Source organism: Aurantibacter sp. (assembly GCF_039941195.1).
In the GTDB taxonomy this organism is placed as follows: Bacteria; Bacteroidota; Bacteroidia; order Flavobacteriales; family Flavobacteriaceae; genus Aurantibacter_A.
The window spans coordinates 17,751-40,214 of sequence record NZ_JBDVFA010000102.1; the positions used below are offsets into that span (position 1 = coordinate 17,751).

General features: G+C 33.4%; 25 protein-coding genes and 1 pseudogene. 9 read left to right on the forward strand and 17 right to left on the reverse strand.

Features of this window, described 5'->3' with window-relative positions; translation table 11 throughout:
• Window positions 1-35: 35 nt before the first annotated feature.
• The 7 genes from lipA to ABJF52_RS17660 all read right to left on the reverse strand — a co-directional run bounded on the left by lipA (window position 36) and on the right by ABJF52_RS17660 (window position 5,771).
• Window positions 36-911: a lipoyl synthase gene (gene lipA, locus ABJF52_RS17630; protein WP_348153274.1), complete on the reverse strand. Its 876-nt coding sequence runs from the start codon at window positions 909-911 to the stop codon at window positions 36-38.
• A gap of 134 nt (window positions 912-1,045) precedes the next feature.
• Window positions 1,046-1,597, reverse strand: a complete 552-nt coding sequence (locus tag ABJF52_RS17635) for a sigma-70 family RNA polymerase sigma factor (RefSeq protein ID WP_348153276.1) — start codon at window positions 1,595-1,597, stop codon at window positions 1,046-1,048.
• Between the two features lie 55 nt (window positions 1,598-1,652).
• A complete protein-coding gene (locus tag ABJF52_RS17640) occupies window positions 1,653-1,853 on the reverse strand; it encodes a membrane or secreted protein (RefSeq protein WP_348153278.1) in 201 nt (66 codons plus the stop codon).
• 76 nt (window positions 1,854-1,929) lie between these two features.
• Window positions 1,930-2,688 (reverse strand): anti-sigma factor, encoded by a 759-nt coding sequence (locus ABJF52_RS17645; protein WP_348153279.1) that lies wholly within the window; start codon window positions 2,686-2,688, stop codon window positions 1,930-1,932.
• Window positions 2,689-2,775: 87 nt separating this feature from the next.
• The gene (locus ABJF52_RS17650) at window positions 2,776-3,357 is read right to left on the reverse strand and encodes an RNA polymerase sigma factor (protein WP_348153280.1); all 582 of its coding nucleotides are present in this window, start codon (window positions 3,355-3,357) and stop codon (window positions 2,776-2,778) included.
• 207 nt (window positions 3,358-3,564) lie between these two features.
• The gene (murB, locus tag ABJF52_RS17655) at window positions 3,565-4,581 is read right to left on the reverse strand and encodes a UDP-N-acetylmuramate dehydrogenase (protein ID WP_348153281.1); all 1,017 of its coding nucleotides are present in this window, start codon (window positions 4,579-4,581) and stop codon (window positions 3,565-3,567) included.
• The gene (locus tag ABJF52_RS17660) at window positions 4,581-5,771 is read right to left on the reverse strand and encodes a pyridoxal phosphate-dependent aminotransferase (protein ID WP_348153282.1); all 1,191 of its coding nucleotides are present in this window, start codon (window positions 5,769-5,771) and stop codon (window positions 4,581-4,583) included. The genes murB and ABJF52_RS17660 overlap by 1 nt, the downstream gene beginning before the upstream one ends.
• Before the next feature lie 142 nt (window positions 5,772-5,913).
• On the opposite strand from ABJF52_RS17660, the gene ABJF52_RS17665 reads away from it, so the two are divergent.
• Window positions 5,914-7,251 carry a PDZ domain-containing protein gene (locus ABJF52_RS17665; protein WP_348153283.1) on the forward strand — a complete coding sequence of 446 codons (1,338 nt, stop codon included), beginning with the start codon at window positions 5,914-5,916 and terminating at the stop codon, window positions 7,249-7,251.
• A gap of 69 nt (window positions 7,252-7,320) precedes the next feature.
• Here ABJF52_RS17665 and ABJF52_RS17670 read toward each other — a convergent pair whose 3' ends face one another.
• A complete protein-coding gene (locus ABJF52_RS17670; protein ID WP_348153285.1) occupies window positions 7,321-7,707 on the reverse strand; it encodes a DUF1573 domain-containing protein in 387 nt (128 codons plus the stop codon).
• A 201-nt stretch (window positions 7,708-7,908) separates the two neighbouring features.
• On the opposite strand from ABJF52_RS17670, the gene ABJF52_RS17675 reads away from it, so the two are divergent.
• From ABJF52_RS17675 to ABJF52_RS17700, 6 genes are all read left to right on the forward strand, one after another.
• Complete coding sequence (locus ABJF52_RS17675) at window positions 7,909-10,539, forward strand: valine--tRNA ligase (RefSeq protein WP_348153286.1); 2,631 nt, start codon at window positions 7,909-7,911, stop codon at window positions 10,537-10,539.
• 40 nt (window positions 10,540-10,579) lie between these two features.
• Complete coding sequence (locus tag ABJF52_RS17680) at window positions 10,580-10,999, forward strand: hypothetical protein (RefSeq protein WP_348153287.1); 420 nt, start codon at window positions 10,580-10,582, stop codon at window positions 10,997-10,999.
• A gap of 50 nt (window positions 11,000-11,049) precedes the next feature.
• Window positions 11,050-11,643 carry a hypothetical protein gene (locus tag ABJF52_RS17685; RefSeq protein ID WP_348153289.1) on the forward strand — a complete coding sequence of 198 codons (594 nt, stop codon included), beginning with the start codon at window positions 11,050-11,052 and terminating at the stop codon, window positions 11,641-11,643.
• A gap of 15 nt (window positions 11,644-11,658) precedes the next feature.
• Window positions 11,659-12,924 (forward strand): sterol desaturase family protein, encoded by a 1,266-nt coding sequence (locus ABJF52_RS17690; RefSeq protein WP_348153290.1) that lies wholly within the window; start codon window positions 11,659-11,661, stop codon window positions 12,922-12,924.
• Window positions 12,925-13,020: 96 nt separating this feature from the next.
• The gene (locus ABJF52_RS17695; RefSeq protein WP_348153292.1) at window positions 13,021-13,236 is read left to right on the forward strand and encodes a hypothetical protein; all 216 of its coding nucleotides are present in this window, start codon (window positions 13,021-13,023) and stop codon (window positions 13,234-13,236) included.
• Between the two features lie 121 nt (window positions 13,237-13,357).
• Window positions 13,358-14,119, forward strand: coding sequence for a creatininase family protein (locus tag ABJF52_RS17700; RefSeq protein ID WP_348153294.1), 762 nt, complete (start codon window positions 13,358-13,360; stop codon window positions 14,117-14,119).
• A 16-nt stretch (window positions 14,120-14,135) separates the two neighbouring features.
• Here the strand turns inward: ABJF52_RS17700 and ABJF52_RS17705 are convergent, their stop codons facing one another.
• From ABJF52_RS17705 to rsfS, 6 genes are read right to left on the reverse strand one after another with little or no spacing between them, the layout of a single operon-like run.
• On the reverse strand, window positions 14,136-14,396 hold the full coding sequence (locus ABJF52_RS17705) for an acyl-CoA-binding protein (RefSeq protein WP_348153296.1): 261 nt from the start codon (window positions 14,394-14,396) through the stop codon (window positions 14,136-14,138).
• Window positions 14,371-15,054, reverse strand: a complete 684-nt coding sequence (locus tag ABJF52_RS17710) for a phosphatidylserine decarboxylase family protein (RefSeq protein ID WP_348153298.1) — start codon at window positions 15,052-15,054, stop codon at window positions 14,371-14,373. Before ABJF52_RS17710 ends, ABJF52_RS17705 begins: the two co-directional genes overlap by 26 nt.
• On the reverse strand, window positions 15,044-15,853 hold the full coding sequence (locus ABJF52_RS17715) for a phosphatidate cytidylyltransferase (protein WP_348153300.1): 810 nt from the start codon (window positions 15,851-15,853) through the stop codon (window positions 15,044-15,046). Before ABJF52_RS17715 ends, ABJF52_RS17710 begins: the two co-directional genes overlap by 11 nt.
• 1 nt (window position 15,854) lies before the next feature.
• A complete protein-coding gene (locus ABJF52_RS17720) occupies window positions 15,855-16,463 on the reverse strand; it encodes an LUD domain-containing protein (protein ID WP_348153302.1) in 609 nt (202 codons plus the stop codon).
• A 59-nt stretch (window positions 16,464-16,522) separates the two neighbouring features.
• Complete coding sequence (gene ftsH, locus ABJF52_RS17725; RefSeq protein ID WP_348153304.1) at window positions 16,523-18,538, reverse strand: ATP-dependent zinc metalloprotease FtsH; 2,016 nt, start codon at window positions 18,536-18,538, stop codon at window positions 16,523-16,525.
• Window positions 18,539-18,551: 13 nt separating this feature from the next.
• Entirely contained in the window at window positions 18,552-18,926 is a 375-nt protein-coding gene (rsfS, locus tag ABJF52_RS17730; protein WP_348153306.1) for a ribosome silencing factor, read from the reverse strand.
• Window positions 18,927-19,021: 95 nt separating this feature from the next.
• Here rsfS and ABJF52_RS17735 point away from each other — a divergent pair, with 95 nt between their 5' ends.
• Window positions 19,022-19,753: a biotin--[acetyl-CoA-carboxylase] ligase gene (locus ABJF52_RS17735; RefSeq protein WP_348153308.1), complete on the forward strand. Its 732-nt coding sequence runs from the start codon at window positions 19,022-19,024 to the stop codon at window positions 19,751-19,753.
• A 6-nt stretch (window positions 19,754-19,759) separates the two neighbouring features.
• Here ABJF52_RS17735 and ABJF52_RS17740 read toward each other — a convergent pair whose 3' ends face one another.
• Together ABJF52_RS17740 and pyrE are read right to left on the reverse strand one after the other, a co-directional pair.
• A complete protein-coding gene (locus tag ABJF52_RS17740) occupies window positions 19,760-20,152 on the reverse strand; it encodes an SRPBCC family protein (protein WP_348153310.1) in 393 nt (130 codons plus the stop codon).
• 4 nt (window positions 20,153-20,156) lie between these two features.
• Complete coding sequence (gene pyrE, locus ABJF52_RS17745) at window positions 20,157-20,798, reverse strand: orotate phosphoribosyltransferase (RefSeq protein ID WP_348153312.1); 642 nt, start codon at window positions 20,796-20,798, stop codon at window positions 20,157-20,159.
• Between the two features lie 7 nt (window positions 20,799-20,805).
• On the opposite strand from pyrE, the gene ABJF52_RS17750 reads away from it, so the two are divergent.
• Window positions 20,806-21,393, forward strand: a complete 588-nt coding sequence (locus ABJF52_RS17750; RefSeq protein ID WP_348153314.1) for an NUDIX domain-containing protein — start codon at window positions 20,806-20,808, stop codon at window positions 21,391-21,393.
• Window positions 21,394-21,398: 5 nt separating this feature from the next.
• On the opposite strand, the pseudogene ABJF52_RS17755 reads toward ABJF52_RS17750, so the two are convergent.
• Window positions 21,399-22,464: pseudogene (locus ABJF52_RS17755) on the reverse strand (hypothetical protein); the annotation flags it as partial.

Genomic DNA, 22,464 nt, shown 5'->3' on the forward strand with positions numbered 1-22,464 from the left:
CGCTTAAAGCTTATTTAATTGTTATTTTCAAATACCTAATTGATGTGTTTATGAGCTTTGTACGAAGATCTTACTAGTGCACCACTTTCAACATGTCGAAATCCCATTTCCAAACCGATTGCTTCATATTTTCTAAATTGCTCGGGAAGAATAAATTCTTTTACCGGTAAGTGTTTCTTCGAAGGTTGTAAATATTGCCCGATGGTTACAACATCTACATTTGCTTCTCGTAAATCCTTCAAAGTTTGTATAACTTCATCTTCTTGTTCACCCAAGCCTAACATAATACCAGATTTGGTTCTATTAGCACCATTTGCGCGTAGATATCTTAATACTTCTAAACTTCTCTCATATTTGGCTTGAATTCGAACTTCTCTAGTTAGTCTTTTTACCGTTTCCATGTTATGCGAGACTACTTCAGGAGCTACATCTATAATTCTGTCTAAATGTCGTTCTATACCTTGAAAATCTGGAATTAAGGTCTCCAGCGTTGTCTCAGGATTCATTCTTCTTATCGCCTTAACCGTTTCCGACCAAATAATTGATCCCATATCTTTTAAATCGTCTCTGTCAACTGAAGTTATTACAGCATGTTTTATGCTCATTATTTTTATTGAGCGCGCAACTTTTTCAGGTTCTGCCCAGTCTACATTCTCAGGTCGACCAGTTTGTACTCCACAAAAACCACAAGATCTGGTGCAAATGTTACCTAAAATCATAAATGTTGCAGTTCCCTCTCCCCAACATTCACCCATATTCGGACAACTACCAGAAGTACATATGGTATTTAAATCATACTTTTCAACTAGTCCACGAAGTTGAGTGTACTTTTTTCCTGTTGGTAATTTAACACGGAGCCATTTCGGTTTACCCTTTGGTGGTTGTATACTTTCTGCAGTATCTGTGCTCATTTCTTACGCCATTTAATTGGAACAACAAATATACGATTTCAATAGGCAGTACTTAAACTGCAATGCTAGTTTTTAAAGGAAATGATTTTATAACCTATTTCGCTATTAATGAAGGAGAATAATAAAAATTTTAATTATTTGCTTTTTAAAGATTCGGCAAGTAATTTTTTAGCACGTAACAATTTAACTTTTACATTATTCATGGGCTCATTGAGCTCCTTTGCGATATCAGCATAACTAAGTTCATTAAAATATCTAAGATTTATAACTTCTTGATAATGAGGCTTTAGTTTTTTAATATGCTCTAGTAATGTTGCTAAATTTTGTTCAATTATTAACTGGTCTTCTACTGTTGGAGCATCATCCAAGACCTTTTTAATAACATCGTTACTACTGGCGGTTTGAAGAATTGTTCTTTTTCTTTTCCGAATTAAATCGATATGAATATTTTTTGATATAGTGATTAACCACGTCTTAAATTCATATTCATCGTTATAGGTGGCAATTTTGTCAAAAGCTTTGGAGAAAGTTTGTACAGTGATATCTTCGGCGTCGTTTTCGTTCTCTGTACGAATTAACTGAAAACCGTAAACGGCATTCCAAAAATGGTGTAGTAGTTTGCTAAACGCTATCTGACTGCCAGATTTAGCGTTTTTGATGGTTTCCTGAAGATTTATTTTATCCAATAGGAAAATTAAAATGTAAGTTTATAATTATCAGAAGCTAGTCTGACCATATAAGTTAATTCACAGTATCCATTTGACAATCTTGTTCATCTGGCAATTTACCACACATACCACAAGCTTCACCTTCTTTATTTAAAAATGGACTTTGGCTGGCACAAGTGCCTGCGAATTTACCGTCTTTTTTAGACCATATTTTTATAGCGATTCCCGAAACAGCAAGAGCCAAAAGGCCTATTGTCAATAATATTAATTTCATGCTACAAAGATATAAAAAAATAAGCCCTGTTTATCAAAGATAACAGGGCTTAACATAATGTTTTGTATTCTGAAAATTAGTAGTCAATATTTGCTACAATATTTTCAACAGTTGGCGTATCATTACCACCTAATGGTTCTATTGTAATATAACCTACAGCATGATCACTATAAGGCATAGCCAATAATTTTTCCTGACTAGTGGCTTGCTTTATTACTCCAAGGTTAACCAATTTACCATTAACTTCTGTCCACATTTGAAAACATTGATCTTCAGGTAATTTTGGTAAATTACTTACATTAATGTATGAAAGCTTTTTAACAGGGTTGATATAAGCAACTGCTTTTAACTCCTTTGCTTTCTTATTACCTTTTACATTGTATTTCTTGGTTTGTGGATTTTGAAGTACAATAAACTGATTACGAACATCCTCTAATTGCTCGCGCATATTTTCTTCTAAATCTTTAATTTTATTACTTACAATCGTATTTTCTTCTTGTAAACTCTGGTTTTGATCCCAAAAGAAATACGATGAACCTGCAAAAATTAAAATTGCAATACTTGCCGCTATACCGTATCTAAAGTAATTTCTTCTTCCAGTATTTTCAGCTTTAATCAAAGCCACAATATTCTCCTTTAAACCATCTGGAGTTTTTATAGCGTGTAATTTAGCATATGCCTCAAGATTATCTTGAAGTTCGTCGTAAGTCTTTCTCACTTCAGGATACATAGCGATATAACGCTCGACCTGCATTGCTTCTTGATTGTTCGTAGTTCCTAAAAGGTACTTTTCGAGTAAATCAGAGTCTAAGAAAATTTTAATTTTATCCTTCATCTGTAAATTTGTTTTGTTTGTTCAGTTATACCTGCTTTTGTAGCGGTATAAATTCACCATATAATAAGTTGCTTACTTACTAATATGCTAAATTATGTTTGTCAGTTCGTTAAAATTTAATACTAAGGCAACCAATAGTATTGTAACATAAATTTTCCGAAGTTCTCTCAATCCAATTTTTAATCTAGATTTTATAGTTCCCAACGGAATATCTAGTTCATCACTAGCTTCTTGTTGCGTCATGCCTTGAAAAAAAAGTGCTTCTAAAACAATTTGGTACTTTTCTTCAATCTTATCTAAATTCTCTCGAACGTCAATGAAATCGGGCTGTATACTATTTACGCCTAAATTATATACGTCTGAAACATCAATTTGGACTTCTTTATCCGATTTTGTGTTTACACTTCTTAATTTATCAATGGCGGTGTTCCTTGTAATTCTGAACAACCAAGTAAAAAGTTTTGCTTTTGAAGAGTCGTAAGAGTCTGATTTTTTCCAGATTTTCACAAAACTTTCCTGTAATACATCTTGAGCTAGTTCTTCATTGCGAACCACCTTATTGGCCACCCCAAACAAGGTGTCACCATAATGTTCATATAGAAGAGAAATTGCTTTCTCATCCCGGTCTTGTAGTAATTCTACGATATGTTTTTCAAGTAGTGTGCTCATAAATCGTAAATGGGGCTTAAAAAAAATGCTTTTCAAGCATCTAAAACCATAACTCTGTCCGTATATAGTTAAACGCTAAATTATAAAATTGATTGTTATAGTAGCGTTTATCAAAAATTTAATTAGATAAATGTGCAACTGGTAATTGTACATTTAGTTTTTGGTTAGTTTGGTTTGGTATAACCCTTAAACATTTATGTTCGAGGGTTATTTTATTATATTAACCTCTGGAGAGATACTGATTCCAAAGCTTTTTTTTACATCAGTTATAATTTTGCAAGCTAAATCTAATATTTCTTTACCCGTGGCATTATTGTAATTTACTAATACTAGTGCTTGATTTTTGTGTACTCCAGCATCTCCAAATCGCTTTCCTTTATATCCACATTGTTCTATTAACCAGCCTGCTGGTATCTTATAAGAATCATCAGAAACTTTGTAAAAAGGTGCTTCAGGATGGGCTTTTGAAAAGATACCAAATTCATCCTTAGAAATCACAGGATTTTTAAAAAAACTGCCACTATTTCCTAATACTTTGGGGTCTGGTAATTTGCGCTGCCGAATCGCAATTACAGCATTAGAAATATCCTTTAAAGTTGGATTTGTAATATTATTCCTTCCTAATTCATCCTCAATAGCACCATAAGAAGTGTTTATTTGGTGGTTTTTCTTGGTAAGTTTAAGTGTAATTGCCGTTATTACATACTTGCCTTTTCCCTCATTTTTGAAAAAAGAATCGCGATATCCAAAATTGCAATCAGCCTTTGAGAATGTTTCAATTTTTTGGGTACTAATATTCATGGCTTCACAGCTAACGAAATTATCCTTCAATTCAACACCATACGCACCAATATTCTGAATAGGAGCCGTACCGGCATTACCTGGAATTAAGGACATGTTTTCTAAGCCTCCAAAATTGCGTTCTAAAGTCCATAAAACTAATTCGTGCCAATTTTCGCCTGCTGAAACCTTTAAATTGATATTATTTTCATTTTCAGCTACTATTGAAATCCCTTTTAAATTAATGTGTAGCACAAAAGCATCTAAAGGCCCAGTAATAAGCATGTTGCTTCCTCCGCTAATAATAAATTTATCTGGATACTCTTCTAGGCTAAGAGCCTTTCTCAGGTCTTCTTCAGAGTTTATTTCGGCAAAGTATTTAGCATTGGAATTAATGCCAAAAGTATTGTACTGTTTAAGAGATATATCTTGAAGAATCTTCATTAACTAATATAACTCTTTAGGGCTTCCTTTAGTATATTAACAGCACGTTTTAGACTTTCCTTTTCTAGTACATAGGCAATTCTAATCTGATTCTTACCAAAACCTGGAGTTGCATAAAAACCAGCTGCAGGGGCTACCATAACAGTTTCATTATTTACTCTAAAATCTTCTAACAACCATTGTGCAAAATCATCTGCATCTGTAATTGGTAATTCTGCAATGCAGTAAAAAGCGCCCTTTGGCCTTGCCACTTTTACGCCTTCAATTTTTTCAAGTTCTTCTATTAGTATATCCCTTCTAACAACATATTCCTTAATTACATCATCAAAATATTTTTGGGGTGTCTCTAATGCTGCTTCAGATGCAATTTGGGCATACGTTGGTGGTGATAGTCTTGCTTGTGCAAATTTTATTGCAGTGCTAATTACTTCTTTATTTCTTGTTACAAGGCAGCCAATCCTAGCTCCACACATGCTATATCGTTTAGAAACTGAGTCTATAACGATTGCATTACTATTCAATCCTTCTTCTTGTAATATGGAATAATGCTCAATTCCGTCATAAGTAAACTCTCGGTATACTTCATCAGCAATTAGGAAGATATCATATTTTTTAACTAGTAACGCTAATTTTTTAATTTCTTCTGTAGTATATAGGTATCCTGTTGGATTACCCGGGTTACATACTAAAATCGCCTTTGTTTTTGAAGTAATTCGTTTCTCAAATTCTTCTATTGGTGGTAAGGCAAAATTATTTTCTAAATTAGAGGTAATGGGTACCACGTTAACGCCTAAAGCAGTTGAAAAACCATTGTAATTCGCGTAAAAAGGCTCTGGAATAATTATCTCATCATCAGTGTCAGCAATACTGCCAATAGCAAAAGACAATGCCTCTGAGCCACCGGTAGTAACAATAATTTCATTGGCATCAACATGTATATCATTTTTTGCGTAATAGGCCGCAATCTTTGTTCTATAAGTGTCTGAACCTTCAGTTCTACTATATGCTAAGACTTCTATTGTATTGTTTTTTACCGCATCTAAAGCCACTTGGGGGGTTCTAATGTCTGGTTGACCTATATTAAGATGTAAAACGTTGATTCCTTTTTTCTTTGCTTCTTCTGCAAAAGGCACCAATTTTCGAATTGGTGATTGAGGCATGGCAAGCCCTTTTTTTGATATTGATGGCATTATCTAATTATTTACAACAAAAATGGGAAATCAAATGGTGGAAAGCAATAAACTACGGTGTTATTCGTAAAATGAGAATGTGTTAATTATTATACTACTTATTTAATAATTTACTATCTTTAAGAGGGTAAGTGTGTTGATAATGAAACATTTAACGAAATATATTCTAATTTTTGTGCTTTGCGTGCCGTTATTGAGTATTGCACAAACTTTTACGCTACCTCATGGACAAAAGTATCAGAAGATAAAATTTCAGTTAATAAATAATCTAATTGTTCTACCTATAGAGGTAAACGGAGCACAACTTTCTTTTATCTTGGATACAGGAGTAAGAAAACCAATTTTATTTAATTTAGATGATCATGATCCAGTGCACTTAAATAACGTGTCCGAAATTACTATACGTGGTTTAGGTGAAGGTGAGCCCATAAAAGCGCTGAGCTCAAAAGGTAATACCTTTAAATTAAATACTATTGAAAATAACGAGCAACAGTTATTTATAATTCTTGATAGTGATTTGAATTTTTCTCCAAACTTGGGCATTCCCGTTCATGGTATTATTGGGTACGATTTATTTAGAGATTTTATAGTTGATATTAACTATTTTTCTAAAACTATTAAATTTCATTCACCTGAGTTATATTCGTATAAGAAGCGTAGAAAAACTGAAGTTTTGCCATTGTTAATTAGAAATAGTAAGGCATATGTGGAAGGGCAGATATCTTTAAATGATGAAAGTGATTTGCCTGTTCGATTGTTAATAGATACGGGAAGTAGTGATGCAGTATGGCTTTTTGAAGATGATGAAATTGGCATTCCAGAAAAGCACTATGATGATTTTTTAGGAGAAGGTTTAAACGGTAGTATTTTTGGCAAACGAACAAAATTGAATAGAATTAATCTGGGTTCATACGTTTTAAATGATGCTAAAACGGCTTTTCCAGATAAACAATCTTATAATGCTATAAGTAACCTTGGTAATAGAAATGGGAGTCTAGGTGGCGAGATGTTAAAACGATTTAATATCATTTTTGATTTTCCAAATCAGAAAATATCCTTGAAGAAAAATAAGTTCTTTAAAATGCCATTTCACTATAATTTAAGTGGAATTACCTTGCAACACAATGGCTTGCGCTATGTGGCTGAGAGTATAGCAGATTCAAAAGGAGTGGTGAAAATTGATGAGCGGGAATTTGGAAATGTTGAGATTGTGCTAGAAAATAGAACAAAAGTAAGCTTGGTGCCTGAAATTGTAGTGTCTGGTATAAGAGCAGGAAGTCCGGCACACGATGCAGGCCTTCGGGAAGGTGATGTTGTTTTGGCTGTAGATGGAAAAAAAATACATCACTATAAACTCCAAGACGTTATGTACATGCTCGATAAGCAAGAAGGAAAAAAAGTACGTATAATGATTCAACGTTCTAATAACGACTTGCAATTTTCTTTTACACTTAAAAAATTGTTTCAACCAATGCCTTAAAGCAGATTAGACTAAAATGTAAAAAGCCCCGACTTTTGTCGAGGCTTTTTTATAAATAGGATGTAAATATTATTTTCCTGCTGGAGCTTTAATTTCTCCTTTAATTTTCAATACTTTAGTTGGCGTATCTGCATTCGAAATAACTGTGATAGCTTTTCGGATAGGTCCAACTCTATTGGTGTCATATTTTACTTGAATCTCACCTGTTTTACCTGGTAAAATTGGATCTTCAGGCTTTTTTGGTATTGTACAACCACAACTAGAGCTTACTTTGCTTATAATTAGTGGTGCATTACCAGTGTTTGTAAATTCAAAAACTCGAACACCATCTGCTCCTTTTGCAATTTCACCGTAATCTACCGTTTCGGTTTTAAAATCTATTTTGGCCTTAGCCTCTTGTGCTGTAAGGGTTAATCCCATTAGGCCTACAAATAATACAAGTACTATTTTTTTCATCATTATTCAGTTTTGGGTGAATTTCAAATGTAAATCTTTTGCGATGAACGTCCAAAATTCTTTTGTTATATACTAACGTTACTTATTTTTGTTTCGTATTTATAATTCGGCCAATTCCCCGTATAAACTGATATTTTAACATATCATTCAGAACGGGTTTTTTTAATGCCGTAAATCTTTAACCAATAACCGTTCCAAAAAATGGAAATTCCGTCAAAATATATCCCAAATCAGGTAGAGAACCGTTGGTACGAATATTGGATGCAAAATGGCTATTTTCATTCAGAACCAGACGATCGTGAACCTTTTACTATTGTTATTCCCCCGCCTAATGTTACAGGGGTGTTGCATATGGGGCATATGCTCAATAATACTTTGCAAGATGTTTTAACGCGTAGAGCCCGACTTATGGGTAAGAACGCCTGTTGGGTTCCTGGTACTGACCACGCTTCCATTGCCACTGAGGCAAAAGTTGTTGCTCGTTTAAAAGAGCAAGGTATTAATAAAGCTGATATTACGAGAGATGATTTCTTAAAACATGCTTGGGAATGGAAAAATGAGTATGGTGGGGTAATTTTAGAACAATTGAAAAAATTGGGTTGTTCATGTGATTGGGACCGTACGGCATTTACAATGGATGACAATATGTCAAAATCTGTTATTAAAGTTTTTATTGATTTATTTAATAAGGGCTTAATATACAGAGGCTACCGTATGGTAAATTGGGATCCAGAAGCACAGACCACCTTGTCTGATGAGGAAGTTGTTTATGAAGAAAAGCAAGGTCTGTTATATTATATATCCTACAAGATAGAAGGTTCTGATGAAAAAGTTGTGATTGCAACAACACGCCCAGAAACCATTTTAGGGGATACTGCTATTTGTATTAATCCTAATGATGAACGGTTTAAGCATTTAAGAGGTAAGAATGTAATTGTACCTATTAGTAATAGAGTAATCCCTATTATTGAAGATGAATATGTTGATGTTGAGTTTGGTACTGGTTGTTTAAAAGTAACACCTGCGCATGATATTAATGATAAAGCATTAGGCGAAAAGCATAATCTTGAAACCATTGATATTTTCAATGCCGATGCAACCTTAAATTCATTTGGATTGCATTATGAGGGTCAGGATCGCTTTGTAGTGCGTAAAGCCATTTCTAAAGAGCTTAACGAAAAAGGGGATTTAGTTAAAACTGAGAATTATATTAATAAGGTAGGTACTTCGGAGCGTACTAAGGCTGTTATAGAACCTAGATTATCTGATCAGTGGTTTTTGAAAATGGATGATTTGGTAAAACCGGCTATTACTGGAGTTCTAGATTCTGATGATATTCAGTTTTTTCCAAAGAAATTTGAGAATATGTATCGTCATTGGATGACGAATGTTCGTGATTGGAATATTTCACGTCAATTATGGTGGGGGCAAAGAATACCTGCTTATTTCTATGGTGATGGTCAAGAAGATTTTGTGGTGGCCGAAAATATTGAAGATGCACTAAAATTAGCAAAAGAAAAATCTGGTAATCAAACCTTAAACTCAGATAATCTTCGTCAAGATGAAGATGTTGTGGATACTTGGTTCTCTTCTTGGTTATGGCCAATGACGGTATTTAATGGCATATTGGAGCCCGAAAATGACGACATTAATTACTATTATCCTACTAGTGATTTGGTTACAGCTCCTGATATTATTTTCTTTTGGGTGGCTCGTATGATAATATCTGGATACGAATATAGAGATGAAAGACCTTTTAAAAACGTATATTTTACAGGTATTGTCCGTGACAAACAGCGTAGAAAGATGTCTAAATCTTTGGGTAATTCTCCGGATGCCTTAAAATTGATAGAAGATTATGGTGCAGACGGGGTTCGTGTTGGTTTGCTTTTAAGTTCTGCTGCTGGAAATGATTTGATGTTTGACGAAGATTTATGTCAGCAAGGTAAAAACTTTTCAAATAAAATTTGGAATGGTTTCCGATTAGTAGAAGGGTGGGAGGTCGCTGATATTCCACAACCTGAATCAGCTAAATTGGGTATCCAATGGTTTAAAGCTAAGTTTAATCAAACCTTGGTTGAAATTGAAGATCACTTTGGCAAATTCAGGATTTCTGATGCCTTAATGGCTACCTATAAACTAGTTTGGGACGATTACAGTTCTTGGCTGTTAGAAATAGTAAAACCTGCCTATCAGCAACCCATAGACAAAGTAACTTACGATTCGGTAATTGATATTTTAGAACAGAATTTAAAATTGTTACATCCATTTATGCCATTTTTAACTGAAGAGATATGGCAGCATATAGCGGAACGATCTCCAGAGGAAGCCTTAATTGTTTCCGAATGGCCGAAAGTTAATTCTATTGATACACAATTAATAAATGATTTTGATTTTGCTACTGAAGTTATTTCTGGAATAAGAAACATCCGAAAGGAAAAGAATATTCCGATGAAAGAAGCTTTAGAAGTTTCTGTGTTAAATGAGGAAAAAATCTCTGAGGAATGGGATGCAGTTATTTGTAAGCTAACAAATACAGCATCTATAGCCTATGTTAAAGAAGCAGTTGATGGTGCTTTGACTTTTAGAGTAAAAAGTAATGAATACTTTATACCCATGGAGGGCGCAATTGATGTTGAAGCTGAAATAGAAAAGATTAAGGAAGAATTAAAATATACTAAGGGCTTTTTACAATCTGTAGAAAAGAAGCTTTCTAATGAACGTTTTGTGAATAATGCACCGGAAAAAGTGGTGGCCATTGAAAAGAAAAAAGCTGCTGATGCAGTAGCTAAAATAGAAACACTGGAGAAGAGTTTAGCGAGCATATCATAATTATTTTTATTCTATCTCCTGTAGAATTTATATTTAAAATATGAATACCGTTATTTCATGGCTGAATGAATTAGCGTTGCGTCCTAAGCAGCTCTTTCTAGTGGATGCTATTGGAGCTGTAATTTCTGCTTTTTTCTTGGGTATTGTTCTTGTGCAACTGAATTCGTTTATTGGATTGCCAATACGGACTTTATATATTTTGGCGGTAATACCTTGCTTCTTTGCGGTTTATTCTTTTTGCTCATATTTTTTTTTAAAGCTAAATTTGAGACCATTTTTAAGAATTATTGCTCTGGCTAATTTATGTTATTGTTGTCTTACATTAATCTTATTGTTTGTTCATTTTAAAGAGCTTAAAGTCTTGGGTTTAAGTTATTTTTTAATAGAATTGATGATTGTTATAATTATTTCAATTGTAGAATTAAAAGCTTCAAGGAAAAAGATTTTTAAAGAAAAGTGATGAGTTGAAGATTATCAGATTGTTTTTTATCTTTAAAGAAATCCATCTAAATGAAAAAGTCACTTTTATCTATCGTCGTTTTTTTTACATTAAATTGTGTTGCGCAAGATATAAAACCGGAAATTTTGCCATCTGAAATTCAAATAAAGACAGCGGTATTGCCGGCTCCTGAAGGTGATAAAGCTAATGCTATGGTTTATGGGTATAATGCAGAAGGGAAACTGGTCGTGCTTCGTGAAGGTTCAAATAATTTAGTTTGTATTGCTGATAATCCAGCTAAAGAGGGGGTAAGTGTTTCATGTTATTCCGTAGGATTAGAACCGTTTATGAAAAGAGGTCGTGAACTAACTGCAGAAGGAAAAAATACCAAAGAAAAGCGCGAAATTCAAGGTGCTGAGGTGGCGGCTGGAAAATGGCAAATGCCAATTGTTCCCAGTATGCTCTACGTTTATTATGGGAACGATGATAACTACAATAAACAAACCGGAGAATTAAAAGATGCTAAATATAGGTATGTAATTTATACACCTTTTGCAACAGTTCAATCAACAGGTTTGCCTAGTAAACCTCATGAAAAAGGTATGCCATGGTTAATGGATCCAGGAACTTTCAGAGCACATATAATGGTTGGTCCGTTTAATTAATCAAGTTTTAAAATAATGGAAACTTATGCGCACGCATTACTTTATGCTATTCCTTTTTTTGCAATATTGCTAATTATAGAAATTGCTTATGGATATATTGTAAAAAATCAACAGCATAATGTTTTCGATACCGTATCTAGCTTAAGCTCTGGTTTTACTAATATTTTAAAGGATACGCTTGGTTTGGGTTTGGTGCTCGTTTCTTATCCATTTTTACTAGAGTATTTAGCTATTTTTGATTTAAAATCTACTTGGCTTGTCTGGTTATTAGCTTTTCTTGTTATTGATTTTGCTGGTTATTGGAACCATAGACTTAATCATAACATTAATTTTTTTTGGAACCAACATGTAATCCATCATAGTAGTGAGGAGTTTAATCTTGCCTGTGCTCTGCGACAACCAATCTCAAACCTTTTTGGATATTTCGCACTGTTTTTAATACCTGCTGCTATTTTTGGAGTGCCAAATGAGGTTATCCTAATATTAGCGCCAATTCATTTATTTGCACAATTTTGGTACCACACTAAGCACATTAATAAAATGGGATGGTTGGAGTATATTCTGGTTACACCATCTCAACACAGGGTTCATCATGCGATAAACCCTGAGTACATCGATAAAAATTTAGGACAGATACTATGTGTGTGGGATCGTTGGTTTGGAACTTTTCAAGAAGAACTTGAAGATGTTCCACCTCAATTTGGGGTATTAAAACCTGCTCGAACATGGAATCCGGTGCTAATAAATTTTCAGCATTTGTATCAGCTGATAAAAGATGCATGGCGTACGCAAAGTTATTATGATAAAATGCGTATTTGGTTTATGCCAACAGGGTGGAGGCCAAAAGATGTTTCTATACAATATCCAATTAAAATAATAGAAGATGTCTATAATTTTGAACGTTATAAGACCGATGCTACCATAGCTTTGAAAATATATGCCGTTTTTCAACTTATATGTACCTTGTTATTATTGCTTTTTACATTTTTTAACTTCTCTAATATTAAATTTGAAAATTTAGTATTGCTAGGTTTTATGCTTTTTATTGGTGTATATGGCTATACTAGTTTAATGGATCGATCTAGGTTTGCAGTTTGGTTAGAAGTAATTAGAGGTGGTGCGGGAATTGTGATAATTGTGTTACTAGGCGACTGGTTCGGCATAGATAATTATATTTCCTTTGGAAGTACCTTGGTGACCTTGTATTTTCTTATAACAATAATAGCTGGTGTTTACTTTACTTATTTTGAAGACTCAAAAAGACCAAATATGGTTTATTAATGTACATCATGCGGTTTCGGTATCAGTTGGTCGAATATTTATATGATACTTGTGCAACTTTCGTTTTAGTTAATCCACCATTAAAACCAGTTTATTATGACACGTCAGGCGCAATTACAATTCTGCAAGGTATGTGTAAATCAACAAAAAGATTTAAATTTTGGTATTGTTTGTGGTTTAAATGGACAAACTGCCAATTTTGATAGTAGTTGTGAATCTTACCGAGAAGATAGTAGCTTAAAAGCACGTCTTCCCATAAATTCAAGTACTTCTGTATGGTTTAAAAAGATAGATATTTTCAATATATTTTAAATGGTTTGTGGGTAACCCTATAATTAATAATAGCTTTAGTACTTAACTTATCTATTTGTAAATAATTGTAAATCTCTATTCTTTATCCTTAACGATTCTTAAGTTTGTAAAAAGACTTATAATGAGACCTTATATTTTAGCAGAAACTAATTGGGAGGCATTGAAAGATGCTAAAATAGAATTAGCCGTTTTACCTTGGGGAGCCACTGAAGCGCATAATTATCATTTGCCTTATGCTACAGATAATATTCAGGCAGATAATTTAACAGCTGCAGCTGCTAAATCAACTTATGATAAGGGTGCTAAGGTTATTGTTTTGCCTACTTTACCCTTTGGAGTAAATACAGGTCAGTCAGATATATATTTAGATATAAACTTAAATCCAAGTACACAGCTGGCTATCTTAACTGATATTGTTGAAGTTTTGAATAGGCAAGGAATTTATAAGTTATTGATTTTTAATGGCCATGGTGGTAATAATTTTAAACCTATTGTGCGAGAATTAGGACTTAAATTTCCTAAAATGTTTATTAGTTTTTGCTTTTTTCCACAGATGTTAGATAAAGATTTGTATTTCGAGGAAAAAGGAGATCATGCTGATGAAATGGAAACAAGCCTCATGCTTCATTTACGACCAGATCTTGTGTTGCCCAAGGATAAATGGGGAGATGGTGCGTCAAAAAAGTATAAAATAAAATCGTATTCTGAAGGTTGGGTTTGGGCTGAAAGAAAATGGTCAGAAATAAGTGCTGATACTGGTGTAGGTAATCCACATAAAGCAACAAGTGAAAAGGGTGAAAAATTCTTCAACGATATTGTAGAAAAATTAGCTCAGTTTATGGTAGAATTGTGCGATGCGGATTTAAACGATTTGTATGAATAGTATAATTTACCTTAATTCAAGATTGTATTTCTTTTTTAACTAAAGAAATATATTCCTTCATAGCATCCTCTCTGCTCATTTTTTTTGCTTGAATTAGTGCGTTTATTTTAAAGGCATTAATTAATGGTGTTTTACCATTAGGATATTCTGAGTTATTTGTAGCAATCTTAAAATACGCATATAACTTAAGCATTAAATCGGGTGGTAATGATCCAGTGAAGTCATTTGCTAATGCTACAGCTTCTGAAAAATTAGTATGTAAGTTCTTCTTTGTCATCCTTTGATATAGTGCTAGCAATACATGTTTTAGCGCCAATAACTTTCTGGTCGAGTTTTACAGTAACTGCACAGTCTAAAGGTAAGAACAAATCTACTCTTGAGCCGAATTTTATAAAACCAGCATCATCACCCTGCTGTGCATTTTGACCTTCTTCAGCATAATTTACAATTCTACGCGCCAAAGCTCCGGCTATCTGACGGTATAAAATGTCGCCAAATTTTGGTGTATTAATCACAACAGTAGTTCGTTCATTTTCTGTACTAGATTTTGGATGCCAAGCTACAAGGTATTTACCAGGATGGTATTTAGAGAATTTAATAGAACCACTAGCTGGATATCTGGTTACGTGTACATTTGTAGGTGACATAAATATTGATACCTGACGCCGTCTATCATTAAAATATTCGGTTTCTTCAACCTCTTCAATTACAACTACTTTTCCGTCAACTGGTGCTAAAATGTCATCAAAACTTTTAACTACATTTCTACCTGGATTTCTGAAAAATTGCAAAATTAGAATTAGGACAATTAAAGCCGCGGCTTGTAATACTATTTTTAGCCATGGAATGTCAATATAAAATTGTGCGATTAATACAATGGTTGCTACTAGAAAAAAGGTAATTAAAATAATTTTTTGTCCTTCTTTATGAAACATTTGCAAAAATATTTAAAGTTAAATAGGCAAAAGGTGCCGCAAAAATTAAACTATCTAACCGATCAAGCATGCCGCCATGACCTGGCATTATTGCTCCGCTGTCCTTTACACCAGCCGAACGTTTGAGTTTAGACTCAACTAAATCTCCTAAACTTCCAAAGATAACTATTACAAGTGCTAAAGTTACCCATTGAGCGGGATTAACTATAGGCTCAATTCTTGCCATAAAATAGGCTGTTGCTACTGCGAACACCATTCCACCTATAGTACCTTCCCATGTTTTTTTTGGAGACACTCTCGGAAAGAGCTTCGTTCGGCCAAAAGTTCTGCCAACAAGATATGCAAAACTGTCATTAACCCATATTAAAATGAAAATACCAATAATTAGATATTTTGCAAATTCATCATTTTTATACGGAATCATGGTTAAAAAAATACAACCCCCTCCAATATAAAAGAGACCGGCGATAAATTTTTCGGTTGTCGTAAAAATTTTTTCTTTTTTGGTATAAAGATAAATGAGCATACCGATGTTTACCGCAATTGTTGTAAACATTAATATATTGATTGGCAATTTATTGGCTTCTTTAACGAGATAAATAAATATCCACCATAGCACAAGATAAGCCAAGAAAATATAGTATCCTTTAAGACCAACTAAACGTTTGTATTCATAAATGCATGCTAGTCCAAATATCATGAACAAGAAATCAAATGCATCGGAGCTTAAAAAGACCGCTGATAATAAAAGAACAATATATATGACTCCCGTAATAGATCGACGAAGAATTTCCTTCATATTATAAATCTTCCAGTAGTAAAAGATATAAATTTTTAGAAGAACTACCGTAAGTTAGAAAATCGTGATCATTTTCTTCGTTAGCTTGAAAGTGCTTTAACGTGGTAATATTGGTAGGAATGCTACGACCATATTTTTTCTTAATCATCTTTAAACCACCACCGATTGTTTCAACGAGTTGACTAGTTGTAGCAAAAACAATGACATTATCTGGTAAATCTATTAGTTTGTTCTCTAATAACTGATTTGAACAAACTAATATTGAACCATCTTGAGCTATTAAATGCTCACAAGTGGTGAAGAATATTTCACTTTCACTTGCTTTATCCGTGTAATTTATTTTTTCTTTTGAGAATTTTTTTGAAAGACGCTTGTCTAACGCTAAGAATGGTTCACTTTGCCAATTGTTTTCGCTAACTATGTTTGATAAGGCTTGCGAAATTTCTTTTAAAGAATCGCAGTATAAAAATTTACCACCGTTCTTCTTAAAATGAATAGTGAATTTTTCATCAACAGGTATATTTAGGTCGGGCATATGCGCACCTCTGGTCTGTGCAGTTTCTCTTGAAACCTTTTTTCCTCCCCCAAACAATTTGTCAAACAGCCCCATTGATGTTTTGAAATTTCAATTTGTTTTTTGGTTAGTTTACTCTCGAAATATAAATGTAATTATTTTTTTTCGTTTCCTAACTCTTCTGTTTTTGGCTCATTAGCTACTTCATCCACCTTATTGTTGCTAATGTCCTCAGCCAAAGGATCTTCCATCTCTTCTTTGGCAAATGGTCTTTTTCCAAATATTTTTTCAAGGTCTTCTTTAAAGATTACTTCCTTCTCTAATAACCTTTCTGCAAGAATAGTTAGCTTGTCTTCATTATCATGTAATACCTGTATAGCTCTTTGATATTGCTCTTCTATTATTTTAGAAATTTCAGCATCAATTTTTCGAGCTGTGTCTTCACTATACGGTTTGGAGTAGCCAAAAGAATCTTGGCCCGAAGAATCATAATACGTAAGATTTCCAATTTCCTCGTTTAAGCCGTAAACTGTAACCATTGCTCTGGCTTGTTTTGTTACTTTTTCAAGGTCACTTAATGCTCCAGTAGAAATTTTATTAAAAATTACTTTTTCTGCGGCTCTACCACCCATAGTTGCACACATCTCGTCCAACATCTGTTCTGGTCTAACAATTAATCGCTCTTCTGGTAAATACCATGCTGCTCCTAAAGATTGACCTCTAGGTACAATAGTAACTTTTACAAGAGGTGCGGCGTGCTCCAACATCCAACTTACAGTGGCATGTCCTGCTTCATGATAAGCAATAGTTTTTTTCTCACCAGGAGTAATTATTTTATTTTTCTTTTCTAAACCACCTACAATACGGTCTACAGCATCTAAAAAGTCTTGTTTTGTTACTGCTTTTCTTTCTTTTCTAGCGGCAATTAATGCGGCTTCGTTACAAACATTGGCAATATCTGCACCTGAAAAACCTGGAGTCTGTCTAGCTAAGAAATCTAAATCTAGAGTTTCAGCAGTTTTTATTGGTCTTAAGTGAACTTCAAAAATCTCTTTACGCTCACGAATATCTGGTAAGTCTACATAAATTTGTCTATCAAATCTACCCGCACGCATTAAGGCTTTATCTAATACATCAGCACGGTTAGTTGCTGCTAATACAATAACATTTGTATTAGTGCCGAAACCATCCATTTCGGTTAATAGTTGATTTAGAGTATTCTCACGTTCATCATTAGAACCGGTGAAATTATTTTTACCTCTTGCTCTACCAATTGCATCAATTTCATCAATAAAGATAATTGCTGGAGACTTGTCTTTTGCCTGTTTAAAAAGGTCACGTACACGCGATGCACCAACACCTACAAACATCTCCACGAAATCTGAGCCTGACAAGGAGAAGAAAGGAACTTTAGCTTCACCCGCAACAGCCTTGGCTAAAAGTGTTTTTCCTGTTCCTGGAGGGCCTACAAGTAGTGCTCCTTTCGGAATTTTACCACCTAAAGAAGTATACTTATCAGGGTTTCTTAAGAACTCAACTATTTCTTCAACTTCTTCTTTTGCACCTTCTAAACCAGCTACATCTTTAAATGAAGTTCGTGTATCTGTTTTTTCATCAAAGAGTTTAGCTTTTGATTTTCCAATATTAAAAATTTGTCCTCCGGCTCCACCTCCGCCGCCACCTGACATACGTCGCATGAGATAAATCCAAATACCAATAATTAATATAAATGGTAGGATGCCAACCAATAAATCAATTAAATAACTTGATTCTTTATCGAATTCTACAATAGTGTCTAGACTATTTTCTTTTTTGATTTCAGTAATTTCATTTTGAAATATCTGTAAATCACCATAATCTAATACATACTGGGGTACTACAGCTGTACCTAGAGAGAAAGGTTTGTCATGTACATCTTTATGTACATCTTTCTGCAAAGCATCTTCGGTTAAAAATACTTTTGCCTGATTGGTGTTTGTGATAATTGTTATTTTATCAATATCACCATTTCTTAAATATTCTTGAAGCTCAGAAGTAGTTGTTGTTCGAGTACCTGAAAAATTACTGCTATTTAGAATCTGAAATCCAATCAGTAAAATTGCAATTAAGCCATAGATCCACCATGAGCTAAATTTTGGTTTTTTCGGATTCGAATTATTATCTTTTGCCATTATATTTTTTTACCTATTTAATACTGTCTTCCAATGCGGTAACTTTTGCATCACCCCAAAGTCCTTCAATATCATAAAATTCTCTAATTTGTTTTTGGAAAACATGAACTACTACGTTTACATAATCCATTAAAATCCATTCGGCATTTTCACTGCCTTCAACATGCCAAGGTTTATCTTTTATTGCCTTGCTTACAGTTTTCTGTACGGAACCAACTATAGCATTTACATGTGTGTTTGAAGTACCATTGCAAATTACAAAGTAGTCACAAACTGTGTTTTCTAATTCTCTGAGGTCGAGTAACCTTATGTCTTGTCCTTTTACCTCTTCTACGCCTTGTAGTATCAAAGCAATCAACTCGTCTGCGCTAGCTTTACCTTTCTGCATTCAAATTATTTAGTTTACGCAAAGTTATTATTTTTTTGTTCTTTTAACCCCTATTTTTTAACATAAGATATCAATATCTAATAACAGGGCTGTTTATGCATATAATCAAACTTAATGCCACGGACTCTACCAACCAATATCTGAAAAATCTATTGCTCATAAAACCAGTTGAAGATTTTACGATTGTTGTTGCTGAAGAACAAACAAAAGCAAGAGGTCAAATGGGGACTTCATGGCAATCTGATGTTGGTAAAAACTTAACTTTCAGTGTCTTAAAACGGTTAGGTGAATTCCCTGTGCAAAATCAATATTACTTAAATATAACGGTTTCTTTAGCTGTTTATGCATTTTTAAAAGCCCTTCAAGTACCGAATTTATCAATTAAATGGCCAAACGACATTCTGTCAGGTAGCCAGAAAATTTGCGGTATTTTAATTGAAAATACATTGCAAGGTCAACTAATAAAGACATCAATTATTGGTATTGGTCTTAATGTTAACCAGACTGACTTCCATAACCTTTTTAACGCTACCTCTTTAAAATTGTTGTTGGGTGAAAAATATAATTTAGAGGACTTATTATATAGACTATTAGAAGAACTAGATTATTACTTTAAGCTCCTTAAGTCCAATTCATTTAAAATACTCGAAAATGCTTATTTAGATGTTCTTTTTTTAAAAGGCAAAATATCCAAATTTCAAGAAATAAATAATGAAACTTTTAATGCGACTATTGTTGGGGTCTCTTACGAAGGGAGACTTATACTACAGTTGCAAGATGGAATGCTTAAAGAGTATAATTTAAAAGAGATAAAATTACTTTATTAAAGCAGTTTAAATCCGAACCATATTCTCTGATAAAGTGCCAATGAAATTTGTTATTGGATTTTTTATCATCATGGCCATCATAGCATTAAATTCACCATTAAAATGTAAAATTACATTGGTAGAATTTTCAGTTAATTCTACAATGTCGGCTGTTAAAGTAAAGTTTAATTTTCCTTCGGCCGAACCCAATACTATTTTAGTATAAGGAATTTTTTCTTTTAATTTTAGCGTAATTTCTGGCATTCCTTTCAAAGCGAAAATAAAAGTATCTTCACTTAATACTTCAAACTTACTAATATTGTCTGGCATTAGTTGTTTGAAGTTTTTAATATCGCATAGAAATTCATAAACTTCTTCGTTGCTTTTTGAAACCGTTTTTTTTGGTGATTCTAAGTGCATGTTATTATTGTTTCCATTCTGATGGATTTTTTCTCCATTCAGATAATGTGTTTAATTGTTCTTCTTTTATATAACTTCTATCAGCAGCTTGTTCTATTAAATTAGAATAGTCGCTTAGTGTATGCAATTCTATTTGCTTCTCGTCAAAATTCTTTACAGATATATCAAATCCATATGAAAATATAGCGAGCATTCCTTTTATTTGAGCTCCTGCTTCATTTAATGCGTCTACAGCGTGTAAACTGCTTTTTCCTGTGCTAATTAAATCTTCAATTACTACTACTTTTTGCCCTGCTTCTAGTTGTCCTTCAATTTGGTTTTGACGTCCGTGCGATTTCGCTTGTGGTCTAACATAAATAAATGGAAGACCTAAATAATCTGCAACTAACATGCCAATACCTATAGCCCCTGTAGCAACCCCAGCGATAACATCTGGTTTGCCATAAAGATTTTCAACTTGTTTAGCCATTTCTTGGCGAATAAAATTGCGTATTACAGGGTAAGAAAGTACAATTCTATTATCACAATATATTGGAGAACGCCAACCTGAAGCCCATGTAAATGGATTTTCAGGATTCAACTTAATTGCATTAATTTGCAGTAGTAGTTCTGCCGTTTTTTTTGCGGTATCTTTATCTAAAATCATAGCGCAAATGTATAAAGTTTTTGTCAATGAACGTCCTCTTGTTTTAACTAGTAATCTTTCTGATGTTGGCGAGAGTAAATCTTTTCCTCTAAATGAAGATTCTATTCAGGTAGCTATTACTTCTTTAAGAAAAGGAAAATTAACTGAAGCTTATATTTATCACCCAAATCAAGAAGAAATTTTAAAAAAGTTTACAAAACGTATTCCGCTAGTGGTTGCTGCAGGAGGGGTGGTTACGAATAGAGAAGGTAAAGTGCTTTTTATTTATCGAAATGATAAATGGGATTTGCCAAAAGGTAAATTGGAAAAAGGCGAATCAATAGAAGTTTGTGCCATTAGAGAAGTGATGGAAGAAACTGGGGTGAAAGAGTTAAGACTCGAGAACTTTTTAAAAACTACATATCACGTGTTTAAAAATAACGGTGTAGATACCTTAAAAGAAGTGCATTGGTTCGCAATGAAAACTTATTATGAGGGTAAATTAAAAGGGCAAAAGAAAGAAGGGATTAATAAAGTGAAATGGAAAGGTCCAAAAAAAATTAAAGAAGCCTTAGAAAATTCATACGTTAATATTCGAATTTTATTTGGCTACTAGTTCGTTTAATTTTTCAACAATCTATACACAGGGTATTGCATATGAGCAGACTCGTAACTTTCAGATTTTTTAAATAACCAATTTAGCTGTGCGTACCAATTGGATCTAAATTCTATTTCGTTTTCTTTTTTCTGATTAAATTCTTTGAGTAATAAAGAATCACTATTCAACATTGCTTCCGCATCATCTTCAAAAACATAAGGCGAGAACCCTTCTTTTTGTTGCAAAATGGGGTCAAAGAAATTCCAATTAAAAAAAGAATCTACAGCAGCGGGCTCAAGAGTTTCCACAATATATCTAAAGCCTGGTTGGTCAGTATATAGAATTATATCGCCTTCAGTAAATTGTATTGATTTAATTTTGGATTCAACTTGCGTATTATAATGTAAATAATGTCCTTCATAGGCCTCTTTTCGACTTTCGAAGTTTTTTATTTTATAAGATTCAACAGATAATAATGTGTCTTGATTAATGGTTTCAAATATGATTTTATTTCGATTAAGTAAGTCCGTAATTTTATCATATCCTTTTTTAATAACGTATGCTTTCGGTATTAAAACAGAATCTACAGCTTTAAAATAATTCTGATATATAACTGGTTTTGTGAATGGTTTGTCTCTATTGTATTTTAATCTAGCAAATCCGGTTACATTACTTTGTATTGTATCCCCTTCAAAACCCTTAAAATTTAATATTGTTGATTTCGTAGTGTCTACTTGCCATTGAAGTGGGTAATATGTCCAATTTTTATGTCTCGTTAGTGCTTTATTACGAAGTTCTTTTATTTTACTGCCATCCGTTTCAGCTATGGATACTACCTGTTTCATAAGTTCGTATGTGCCATACACTCTTTGCTTGTAAGGTTTTAGCATATGTGTTTCTACCATTAAGCCTAATGTGTTAAATAAAGCAGTGTAGCCTGTAGAATATCTTGGGTGATCCATAAATTGAGAGAACCCATTTTCAGGTACTTCATTAAACACATTAACATAAGGAGTTATATCCCAATTCTCCGAGGCTAAAGATTTTTCTAAATTAGGCATCAATTCCTCATTTAAGTATTTGCCCAAA

Bases quoted from the DNA above. Each gene is read 5' to 3' on its own strand.
- lipA (WP_348153274.1), bottom strand. From the start codon at position 911: ATGAGCACAGATACTGCAGAAAGTATACAACCACCAAAGGGTAAACCG.
- ABJF52_RS17640 (WP_348153278.1), bottom strand. From the start codon at position 1,853: ATGAAATTAATATTATTGACAATAGGCCTTTTGGCTCTTGCTGTTTCG.
- ABJF52_RS17645 (WP_348153279.1), bottom strand. From the start codon at position 2,688: ATGAAGGATAAAATTAAAATTTTCTTAGACTCTGATTTACTCGAAAAG.
- ABJF52_RS17650 (WP_348153280.1), bottom strand. From the start codon at position 3,357: ATGAGCACACTACTTGAAAAACATATCGTAGAATTACTACAAGACCGG.
- murB (WP_348153281.1), bottom strand. From the start codon at position 4,581: ATGAAGATTCTTCAAGATATATCTCTTAAACAGTACAATACTTTTGGC.
- ABJF52_RS17660 (WP_348153282.1), bottom strand. From the start codon at position 5,771: ATGCCATCAATATCAAAAAAAGGGCTTGCCATGCCTCAATCACCAATT.
- ABJF52_RS17665 (WP_348153283.1), top strand. From the start codon at position 5,914: ATGAAACATTTAACGAAATATATTCTAATTTTTGTGCTTTGCGTGCCG.
- ABJF52_RS17670 (WP_348153285.1), bottom strand. From the start codon at position 7,707: ATGAAAAAAATAGTACTTGTATTATTTGTAGGCCTAATGGGATTAACC.
- ABJF52_RS17675 (WP_348153286.1), top strand. From the start codon at position 7,909: ATGGAAATTCCGTCAAAATATATCCCAAATCAGGTAGAGAACCGTTGG.
- ABJF52_RS17680 (WP_348153287.1), top strand. From the start codon at position 10,580: ATGAATACCGTTATTTCATGGCTGAATGAATTAGCGTTGCGTCCTAAG.
- ABJF52_RS17685 (WP_348153289.1), top strand. From the start codon at position 11,050: ATGAAAAAGTCACTTTTATCTATCGTCGTTTTTTTTACATTAAATTGT.
- ABJF52_RS17690 (WP_348153290.1), top strand. From the start codon at position 11,659: ATGGAAACTTATGCGCACGCATTACTTTATGCTATTCCTTTTTTTGCA.
- ABJF52_RS17695 (WP_348153292.1), top strand. From the start codon at position 13,021: ATGACACGTCAGGCGCAATTACAATTCTGCAAGGTATGTGTAAATCAA.
- ABJF52_RS17700 (WP_348153294.1), top strand. From the start codon at position 13,358: ATGAGACCTTATATTTTAGCAGAAACTAATTGGGAGGCATTGAAAGAT.
- ABJF52_RS17705 (WP_348153296.1), bottom strand. From the start codon at position 14,396: ATGACAAAGAAGAACTTACATACTAATTTTTCAGAAGCTGTAGCATTA.
- ABJF52_RS17710 (WP_348153298.1), bottom strand. From the start codon at position 15,054: ATGTTTCATAAAGAAGGACAAAAAATTATTTTAATTACCTTTTTTCTA.
- ABJF52_RS17715 (WP_348153300.1), bottom strand. From the start codon at position 15,853: ATGAAGGAAATTCTTCGTCGATCTATTACGGGAGTCATATATATTGTT.
- ABJF52_RS17720 (WP_348153302.1), bottom strand. From the start codon at position 16,463: ATGGGGCTGTTTGACAAATTGTTTGGGGGAGGAAAAAAGGTTTCAAGA.
- ftsH (WP_348153304.1), bottom strand. From the start codon at position 18,538: ATGGCAAAAGATAATAATTCGAATCCGAAAAAACCAAAATTTAGCTCA.
- rsfS (WP_348153306.1), bottom strand. From the start codon at position 18,926: ATGCAGAAAGGTAAAGCTAGCGCAGACGAGTTGATTGCTTTGATACTA.
- ABJF52_RS17735 (WP_348153308.1), top strand. From the start codon at position 19,022: ATGCATATAATCAAACTTAATGCCACGGACTCTACCAACCAATATCTG.
- ABJF52_RS17740 (WP_348153310.1), bottom strand. From the start codon at position 20,152: ATGCACTTAGAATCACCAAAAAAAACGGTTTCAAAAAGCAACGAAGAA.
- pyrE (WP_348153312.1), bottom strand. From the start codon at position 20,798: ATGATTTTAGATAAAGATACCGCAAAAAAAACGGCAGAACTACTACTG.
- ABJF52_RS17750 (WP_348153314.1), top strand. From the start codon at position 20,806: ATGTATAAAGTTTTTGTCAATGAACGTCCTCTTGTTTTAACTAGTAAT.